The sequence below is a fragment of the Psychroflexus longus genome (assembly GCF_020164595.1).
Taxonomy (GTDB): Bacteria; Bacteroidota; Bacteroidia; order Flavobacteriales; family Flavobacteriaceae; genus Psychroflexus; species Psychroflexus longus.
Genome location: NZ_JAIQZE010000022.1, coordinates 1 through 2030 on the forward strand (window position 1 = coordinate 1; position 2030 = coordinate 2030).

Here is a 2030-nt window from a genome sequence, read left to right on the forward strand (position 1 = left end):
ATAGAGTTGAGATAATGTTTATTTATTTTTGCTTGTGAGGATGTCAGATAAGTTGTAGTTTTGCCCTCCTGAAATTAATTAGTTTTCGTTCATTAAAAAAGTTTTTATTTTTTTTAAAATTATCACTTGTTGAATCAAAAATAAGTATTAGTTTTGCATCCGCTTAGCGAAATAGGCGTTTAAGAGTTTAATAATCTTTGGATAGATTTTAAGCGACAAAGAATTAAAAGTTCATTGACATATTGAATTGACAATTATAAGTAAAGTGATTTACTTATAGAATTAGAAACATTAAAAGATTAGACTAATTGTAAAAGATTAGAGTTAATTCCTGAGAATACAATTTTGAATTGAATTCATTTAGACGTTAAAGACATATAAGATTTAACGATGAAGAGTTTGATCCTGGCTCAGGATGAACGCTAGCGGCAGGCCTAACACATGCAAGTCGAGGGGTAACATGAGTGCTTGCACTTGATGACGACCGGCGCACGGGTGCGTAACGCGTATACAATCTACCTTATAGAGGAGAATAGCCCAGAGAAATTTGGATTAATGCTCCATGGTATTATTGAGTAGCATTACTTAATAATTAAACATTTATGGCTATAAGATGAGTATGCGTTCTATTAGCTAGATGGTAAGGTAACGGCTTACCATGGCTACGATAGATAGGGGTCCTGAGAGGGAGATCCCCCACACTGGTACTGAGACACGGACCAGACTCCTACGGGAGGCAGCAGTGAGGAATATTGGACAATGGGAGCAATCCTGATCCAGCCATGCCGCGTGCAGGAAGACTGCCCTATGGGTTGTAAACTGCTTTTATACAGGAAGAAAAAGGTGTACGTGTACACTGTTGACGGTACTGTAAGAATAAGGATCGGCTAACTCCGTGCCAGCAGCCGCGGTAATACGGAGGATCCAAGCGTTATCCGGAATCATTGGGTTTAAAGGGTCCGTAGGCGGGATAATAAGTCAGTGGTGAAAGTCTGCAGCTCAACTGTAGAATTGCCATTGATACTGTTGTTCTTGAGTTATTGTGAAGTGGTTAGAATGAGTAGTGTAGCGGTGAAATGCATAGATATTACTCAGAATACCGATTGCGAAGGCAGATCACTAACAATACACTGACGCTGATGGACGAAAGCGTAGGTAGCGAACAGGATTAGATACCCTGGTAGTCTACGCCGTAAACGATGGTTACTAGCTGTTCGGGTTAATTGAGACCTGAGTGGCTAAGCGAAAGTGATAAGTAACCCACCTGGGGAGTACGTTCGCAAGAATGAAACTCAAAGGAATTGACGGGGGCCCGCACAAGCGGTGGAGCATGTGGTTTAATTCGATGATACGCGAGGAACCTTACCAGGGCTTAAATGCAGTTTGACAGGGGTGGAAACATCTTTTTCTTCGGACAAATTGCAAGGTGCTGCATGGTTGTCGTCAGCTCGTGCCGTGAGGTGTCAGGTTAAGTCCTATAACGAGCGCAACCCCTTTGGTTAGTTACCAGCATGTAATGATGGGGACTCTAGCCATACTGCCAGTGTAAACTGTGAGGAAGGTGGGGATGACGTCAAATCATCACGGCCCTTACGTCCTGGGCTACACACGTGCTACAATGGTAGGGACAGAGAGCAGCCACTGGGTGACCAGGAGCGAATCTACAAACCCTATCACAGTTCGGATCGCAGTCTGCAACTCGACTGCGTGAAGCTGGAATCGCTAGTAATCGCATATCAGCCATGATGCGGTGAATACGTTCCCGGGCCTTGTACACACCGCCCGTCAAGCCATGGAAGCTGGGGGTACCTGAAGTCGGTCGCCGCAAGGAGCCGCCTAGGGTAAAACTAGTAACTGGGGCTAAGTCGTAACAAGGTAGCCGTACCGGAAGGTGCGGCTGGAATACCTCCTTTTTTAGAGTATTGCATTTGATAAAATGCAGTAGACGTTTAGAGAAAAGGGAATTAATTAAGCTTTAATCAGAAATCGGTTAGGATAAGCTTTGATGTTTCTAATTGTCAATTTAATAT

Annotated in this window: 1 rRNA gene; it reads left to right on the forward strand. The window is 43.3% G+C overall.

From position 1 onward, the window contains the following. Window positions 1–387: 387 nt before the first annotated feature. A 16S ribosomal RNA gene (locus LB452_RS13340) occupies window positions 388–1913 on the forward strand. The last annotated feature ends 117 nt before the right edge of the window (window positions 1914–2030 follow it).